This window comes from Pontibacter rugosus (genome assembly GCF_042678745.1).
GTDB classification, from domain to species: domain Bacteria; phylum Bacteroidota; class Bacteroidia; order Cytophagales; family Hymenobacteraceae; genus Pontibacter; species Pontibacter rugosus.
In genome coordinates, this window is sequence record NZ_JBHTLD010000231.1 from 1 (window position 1) to 7407 (window position 7407).

A 7407-nucleotide genomic window follows, 5' to 3' on the forward strand; every position below is an offset into this window, starting at 1 on the left:
ATAAGTAATAAGTTATGAAGTATAAAATGGCTTGTTCGTCAAGTTTCAATCAGGTAGCTGACTAAGTAAGCTTGTCTGTACCTGTTTTTGTTCTTGCTGTTGAACAGCTAAAAATAAACTAATTGCTTATGATTACCAATTACCATGGTAAAGGGTTACTTTAAAATAGCTGTGCAATTAACACAACACCTGAAGCAGAATAAATGACTATTCTCACTAAACATTTATATTACTGATTTTAGCTATAGAGCTATTTTTACGCACCTGCTTTTACTCCATCACATACGTGCTTATGGTGGAGACAATCATGATGATAATATAGATAATAATAAACCACCTAAAGAGCCGCTTCCTATTGACAGAAGTTTTAAGGAAGGGGTAGAAGAGGAAGTAAGCTATACCTGCAACTACAGCTAAAATTACGAGTGCTTTTAACATTTTGTGGCTCTGTGGTTGTGTCTCTGTTGAACCTAATTGTTCCAGGTTATTTTTTCCTGCAATGGCACCAGGCGTTTTCCTTCTCTTGCCGCGTTATCGGTATAACCTAAGTATAAAATACCTAAGACTACATCTTCTTCGCGCAGCTTTAATAAGGACTTCATACTTGGTTTGTAAGCCATACCTCCAGAGCCCCAATAACTGGCAATACCGAGGGCTGTCGCTCCTAAAAGGAGATTTTGAATGGCACAGGATGTGGCGGCAATTTCTTCGAGTGCAGGAATTTTAGGTAGGTTGCCTCGCTGCATATACGCAACTACTATGTGCGAGGCCTTATCGCCCATGTGCAATAGTTTCTCATACTTGTCTTCCTGAAACTGGTCTCCATTCTCCTGCTTGTACAGCGCTGCGTGTTGGTGGCAAAAATCAGCGGCTGCCCCTGCGGCATAAACCATAAAACGCCAAGGCTCTGTGTGGCCGTGGGTGGGAGCCCAGTCTGCGAGCTGCAACAGCTGCTCAACCTGCTCGTCAGGTATGCGCTGGCCATTCATCAGGAGTGGTTTTGTAGTGCGACGCGTTTCAATAACTTCTTTTATACTTTCAAAAATCGGGTTCATTGGTTAAGAGTATGATGTTTGCTTTAGACAAGCGGTAAGGTAGACATTTTTCGCAGTGCAAAGTTAAGCTTGTTAAGCAGAGTGTTGTACTTGATGAACGCGATCGGTAGCGTATCATTTTACTGTTGCCTTATAAATACAGTTCCTGTATACTTACCGCGCGAACTTTTGAAGTATGGCTTTAAAGAAAATGGCTAAGCAGCAGGTGTAAATAACCAGCGGCTTAGCCATTTTCTACTTAGAGAATTATCAGAAAAGATGTCTCCGATCCAATGCGTATACTTTATCTCAGGTTAAGGTCTTGCAGCAGCTGCTCTACCTTTTGCTTTAGCTTTTGCTCTGTACTTTCATAATCGCTGGCAGAGGCAAGAGGCTCATTCACGCTCACGTAGAACTTAATCTTAGGCTCTGTGCCAGATGGGCGGGCAGATATTTTGCTACCGTCTTCCGTCAGGTATTGCAGCACGTTAGAGCTTTCCAGCGTTAGCTTTTGCTCTTCGCCGGTCATTACCAATTTGCGGGTGCTCATTTTGTAGTCACTCACTTCTACTACGTTTGAGCCAGCCATTTGCTTTGGAGGGTTGCTGCGCATGTCTGCCATCATCTGCTGAATTTCTTCGGCACCACGTTGGCCTTTCTTCGTGATGGATACAAGTTCCTCCTTATAGAAGTTATACTTCTCATACATGCTCACCATCATCTCAAACAGGCTTTGGCCGTTGTCTTTGGCCACAGCAGCCATTTCAGAAATCAGCGCACAGGCAGAGATGCCATCTTTGTCGCGCACAAAATCGCCGATCATATAGCCGTAGCTTTCCTCGCCGCCGCCGATGTATACTTCCTGGCCTTCTTTCTCGCGGATAACCTCTGCGATATACTTAAAGCCGGTCAGGGTTTCATACATGGTTACACCATAGCTCTCAGCAATCTCCTTGATCAGGTCTGTCGTTACGATAGTCTTTACCACAAACTCTTTGCCTGTCAACTTGCCTGCTTTCTGCCATGCCTGCAGCAGGTAGTTAATCAGCAATGCACCCGTCTGGTTACCATTCAGTAATACAAACTCTCCCTTTCGGTTTTTCACCGCAATACCAACTCTATCAGAGTCCGGGTCGGTGGCAAGCACCAGGTCAGCATCAATTTCAGCAGCCTTTTTTAGTGCCAGCGTCATCGCTTCCTTTTCTTCCGGGTTAGGATAAACAACAGTCGGGAAGTTGCCGTCAGCGGTTGCCTGCTCTTCTACGATGTGCACATTGGTAAAGCCGAAACGTTGCAGCACTTCAGGCACCAGTGTTATACCTGTGCCATGCAGAGGTGTGTATACTATCTTCAGATCGTTCTGGCGCTGAATAGCTTCTTTTGAAACAGACAGCTTCAGCACCTGCTCTATATATGCCTCATCCAACTCTTTGCCCAGCATGTGAATCTTAGCTGCATCAGGCTGAAATTTAACTTCATCTATAGAGGTGATTTTACCTACTTCTCCGATGATGTTTTTGTCATGTGGGGCTGTTACCTGGGCACCGTCGTTCCAGTATACTTTGTAGCCGTTATACTCTTTCGGGTTATGAGAGGCCGTTACTACCACACCGCTCTGGCAACCCAAGTGGCGAATCGCAAAAGAAAGCTCTGGAGTAGGGCGCAGTGCTTCAAATAAATATACCGTTATGCCATTAGCCGAGAAAATATCAGCAGAGATGCGGGCAAACTCCGGGGAGTTGTTACGGCTGTCGTGGGCAATTGCTACTTTTATTTCCTGATCAGGAAAGTTCTGCTTTAAATAATTGCACAGCCCTTGAGTAGCCATACCTAAAGTATAACGGTTCATGCGGTTGCTGCCTGCACCCATGATGCCACGCAGGCCGCCTGTACCAAACTCAAGATCACGGTAAAACGCATCCGACAGTGTCTCATGCTCCTCACGCTCCAGCATGCCGTTAATTTCGCTCTTCGTAGCTTCGTCGTAGTTTCCGGCTAGCCACTGGTCAATCTTCTGTTTTATAGATGTCTCTATCATAGTCTTTTTATGCTGATGTTTAGTAGCAGTATCTTATATAAGTACAACGGGTCAGAACCAGAATGGCTCAGACAAAAAATCACACCAGCTCTGGCTTTGCACAATAGGCAACGGAAGAACTGGTGTGAAATATAGTAATATCAAAATAAAGGTATTTTAGCCACAATTACACGCGGCTATACTTGATTTTAAGCTTAAAGGTTGCCTCTTAGCTCCTGCTCACGCTCAATTGCCTCAAACAGAGCCTTGAAATTACCTTTGCCAAAGGATTTAGCTCCCTTGCGCTGAATAATTTCATAAAACACAGTAGGGCGGTCTTCAACTGGCTTGGTAAAGATCTGGAGCAGGTAGCCTTCCTCATCACGGTCCACTAAGATGTTCAGCTTCTTCAGGTCTTCCATGTCCTCGTCTATGTTGCCAATACGCTGGATTAGGTCTTCATAATAAGTATCAGGCACATACAGGAACTCTACGCCACGGCTGCGAAGGTCACTTACTGTTTTCAGGATATCATTTGTGGCGATGGCAATATGCTGCACACCTGCACCACGGTAAAACTCCAGATACTCGTCTATCTGAGACTTTTTCTTGCCGGCTGCAGGCTCGTTTATCGGAAATTTAACATAGCCGTTTCCGTTGGAAACTACCTTAGACATAAGTGCAGTATACTCGGTGCTGATATCTTTGTCATCGAAGGTCAGCAGCAACTGGAAGCCCATTACTTTTTCATAAAACGCTACCCACTCGTTCATGCGCCCCAATTCCACGTTGCCCACACAATGGTCTACATACATCAACCCTACAGGCTCTACCTGCAGCAGGCTTTTTTTGGCGACATAGCCTGGCATAAAAGCGCCTTTGTAGTTTTTGCGCTCCACAAAAGTATGGATGGTTTCGCCGTAGGTATGGATAGAAGCTATTTTTACCTCTCCGTGCTCATCGGTGATTGTTTTAGGCTCCAGAGCTGGTTTTGCGCCACGCGCTACAGTTCCTCTAAAGGCTTCCTCTGCATCGTCTACCCAAAGCGCTAATACTTTCACACCATCGCCATGCAAATGCACATGCTTAGATATATCAGAATCCGGGTTGAGTGATGTGGTGAAAACGAAACGGATTTTCTCTTGCTGCAGCACATAGGAGGCGCGGTCGCGCACGCCGGTTTCTGGGCCAGCGTAGGCTACCAGATTAAACCCAAAGGCGGTCTGGTAATAATGTGCGGCCTGTTTAGCATTGCCCACATAGAATTCGATATAATCTGTACCGTTCAGTGGCAGAATGTCTGTTGCCGTTGTTTTTGATTGTAAGGTATCGGTTGACATAGTTTTGAGTAGTTTTTAGGTGAAGATTATGTAAAAATACTCTTTTTAAACTTTGATCAAAACCAATCAGGCTATTCCAAATTATCAACCCGAATACTTGCAATTACTGTGTCATGTTGTCAACTTTGTAAAAAAACGAGATAACATGAACGCAAAAGCCCTGAACGAGTCCATTGTGGCCATCCTGGAGAAAAAGCAAGAGCTAAGCAAACTTGACTACAACGATGCTCGCTATGATGACATAGAAGAAGAGCTGCACGACCTGGAAGACGATTTTAACGAAGATTACGGTGATGAGCTGGAAGACGTGCTGGAAGATGTGCACGGCAAAATAAAGTCAGACGCTGATATTCTTCTGCCTACTGCATACCTGGCTAGTACGCTGGACCCAGAGGCAGCTCTGGAGCAAGACGAAAAAGAAGGTGTTTGGGTAGAATCAGATTCTTTTCCGGGAGTGGAAATGCGCCTGGTGCTGGTAGCAAACCCGCCTCGCATACTACTTATCCTCTCAGACCAGGAGCGCGTACTCTGGACTGCTGAGTAAGTAACTGTAGTAAGTACCCATTGATCGTGTCGGCTGTATTGGCTGATGAATATAACAGGCACCAATCTGGTTATTAACTGGATTGGTGCTTTTTTTGCACTATAGGTTTTGGCTGATCCAATGCAGGTTTTTTGTAAAATGATAAACCAGCATTTACAAACATCTGATCCTATAAGATAGTTACCACCCTGCCGTATTCTTACTAAACTTGGCTGCCTGCTTTCTTAGATTATAAGCCTGAACTATACATGAACTATCAAGAAGTTTTTGCCGCTATTCCCGATGCGATAGTTGTTGTTGCGCCGGAGCCAGGGTTTAAAATACTTACTGCTACAGATGCTTATCTGGAAGTGACGATGCGAAGGCTGGAAGACATTGTTGGCCTTAAGCTTATAGAGGAAGCTTTTCCTGACAAGAACGTGCCTTATAACCAGAATCCGGTTGTGTTATCTCTAGAAAAGGCTCTTAATACGAAACGAACTGATTCCCTTGACGTGATTCGGTATGATTTGGAGAGACCAGAAGGTCATACTTTTGAAGAGCGCTATTGGGAAGCTTCTCATATCCCTGTTCTGGATGAGCAGGGAGAAGTAAAGTGTATTTTACAGAAATCAGCTGATGTAACTGAAAGAGAATTAGCCAAGCGTGCGCAGGCCTCCAGCGAAGAAAAGTTCAGATTTATGACTGATATGGTGTCGCAGCTCATTCATACGGCTGATGCCAACGGTAAATTGACATATGTAAACCAACGTTGGATTAATTATACCGGATTACCTTTTGAAGAGTTTCTAGAAAAGAGCTGGGCGGAGGTTGTTCATCCGGATGATTACGGAGGAATGATGCTGCAAGTAGAGAAGGCTTTACAGCAGAAAAAAGGATTTCAGGTTGAGGTGCGCATTAAAGGGAAAGATGGGAGGTACAGGTGGCATATCATTAACAGCCAACCAATGCTGAATGAGAACCAGGACTTAATTATGCGGCTTGGCAGCACATCCGATATTCACGACACTAAAATGATGGTAGAGGAGCTGCTGGCAACTAATGAGCAAATGGCTACGCTTTCTGATCAGGTAGCGTTAGCTTTTCAAAAAGCAGAAGCTGAGCGGCTGACGCTGGAGCGACTGATTATGCAAGCGCCTGCTATATTTGCGATTATGAAAGGGCCTTTGCATACGTTTACCTTAGTTAATCCGCATTTCCAAAAACTTTGGCCAAACCGCGATTTTTTAGGTCGTACCATTGCAGAGGTCGTACCTGAAGTGGGAGAACAGGGATACATTAGCATATTAAATAATGTGTTTGCTACCGGAGAGCCTTTTACAGCGGACGAGATCGTTGTAGTGATGGATTGGGAAGCAACAGGCAAAGAGGAGGAGCGGTTCTTTACCACTACTTATCACCCTTTATTAGAGGAAGGTAAGATAACCGGTATTATTGTGTTCGGTTATGAAGTAACAGAGCGGGTAAGGCTAAGGCAGCAGTTGGCTATATGCGAAAAGGGCTTAAACTAGTTTGATGAATCAAGCCCAGGTAGACTGTCAGCAGCTCAGAATCAAGCACATACTTTATAAGTCTAAAGTAAGGTCGGTGCTGTATGGCGGAAGCTATGACGGGAATTTTTTCTCCAGTTATGGTCCGGTTTCCACCTGGTTTAGCACAGTAGGTTTTGTTGTCTATCAGGATCTTCTGGAGTTGAGGCAGCTGTATGCCTTACATCAGAACATAGAAAAACTGGTAGTGCAATTGATAAACCTGTACCAAAGCGGAAGAATTGAGCAGGCGCACGATGGCTTTAAGGAGGTTGAAGTTAAATCTGAAGAATTCCTGAACCTGTTAACTCGCTTTGAAGGTAAACTTACTTACGCCTTGTAAAAGTAATCTATAGTTTATGTGGAGGTCAGGTAGTCAATATTTAAAATACATCCAAAGCAGACGCAAATCAGTTAAATTAAAATTCTTTATATTTAAGCAGCACTTCAGATTAGAAGAAGCTTTACTTAACTTTAAATTATGAAAACTACCATTGCACTTATAGCACACAATGGCCGCAAAACAGAGTTGCTTAACTGGGCCAAGGTGCACCGCGATACGCTGGCAGAGCACAACTTAATCGGCACATCCAATACCTCTAAGCTACTAAACGATATGCTGGAGCTAAATGTGCAGCCTTTCGGACATGGGCCTAGTGGCGGCGACATTTTATTGGCAGCCAGAATCCTGCAGGGAGAGGTGCATAAAATCATTTTCTTTATCGATGCTGAAACACCGCACGGTCATGAGCATGATATACAGACCTTGATTCGTACAGCTGTTATCAACAACATTCCGATTGCACTAAACCGCGCATCCGCTGACTTGGTTATACTGGAAGAGTAGTATAACTAATTATAGCGAATTTTAGATAATGCACTTACAACTGCAGCAGCAGTGGTGGGTGCTTTTTTTGTGAACTATTCAGAAAAAATTAACTAG

Annotated in this window: 7 protein-coding genes; 4 read left to right on the plus strand and 3 right to left on the minus strand. The window is 44.2% G+C overall.

The annotated features are described in order from the left end of the window. Positions 1–470 precede the first annotated feature (470 nt). The 3 genes from ACFQ2O_RS18470 to hppD all read right to left on the minus strand — a co-directional run bounded on the left by ACFQ2O_RS18470 (position 471) and on the right by hppD (position 4391). Positions 471–1055: a nitroreductase family protein gene (locus tag ACFQ2O_RS18470; RefSeq protein WP_377531390.1), complete on the minus strand. Its 585-nt coding sequence runs from the start codon at positions 1053–1055 to the stop codon at positions 471–473. A 283-nt stretch (positions 1056–1338) separates the two neighbouring features. Then, the gene (locus ACFQ2O_RS18475; RefSeq protein WP_377531392.1) at positions 1339–3072 is read right to left on the minus strand and encodes a phospho-sugar mutase; all 1734 of its coding nucleotides are present in this window, start codon (positions 3070–3072) and stop codon (positions 1339–1341) included. Between the two features lie 194 nt (positions 3073–3266). Beyond that, positions 3267–4391 (minus strand): 4-hydroxyphenylpyruvate dioxygenase, encoded by a 1125-nt coding sequence (gene hppD, locus ACFQ2O_RS18480; RefSeq protein WP_377531395.1) that lies wholly within the window; start codon positions 4389–4391, stop codon positions 3267–3269. Between the two features lie 145 nt (positions 4392–4536). Here hppD and ACFQ2O_RS18485 point away from each other — a divergent pair, with 145 nt between their 5' ends. The 4 genes from ACFQ2O_RS18485 to ACFQ2O_RS18500 all read left to right on the plus strand — a co-directional run bounded on the left by ACFQ2O_RS18485 (position 4537) and on the right by ACFQ2O_RS18500 (position 7311). Continuing rightward, positions 4537–4935 (plus strand): hypothetical protein, encoded by a 399-nt coding sequence (locus ACFQ2O_RS18485; RefSeq protein ID WP_377531397.1) that lies wholly within the window; start codon positions 4537–4539, stop codon positions 4933–4935. Between the two features lie 248 nt (positions 4936–5183). Next, complete coding sequence (locus ACFQ2O_RS18490; protein ID WP_377531399.1) at positions 5184–6446, plus strand: PAS domain-containing protein; 1263 nt, start codon at positions 5184–5186, stop codon at positions 6444–6446. A 4-nt stretch (positions 6447–6450) separates the two neighbouring features. Continuing rightward, positions 6451–6807, plus strand: coding sequence for a histidine kinase (locus ACFQ2O_RS18495; protein ID WP_377531401.1), 357 nt, complete (start codon positions 6451–6453; stop codon positions 6805–6807). A gap of 138 nt (positions 6808–6945) precedes the next feature. Continuing rightward, complete coding sequence (locus tag ACFQ2O_RS18500; protein ID WP_377531403.1) at positions 6946–7311, plus strand: methylglyoxal synthase; 366 nt, start codon at positions 6946–6948, stop codon at positions 7309–7311. The last annotated feature ends 96 nt before the right edge of the window (positions 7312–7407 follow it).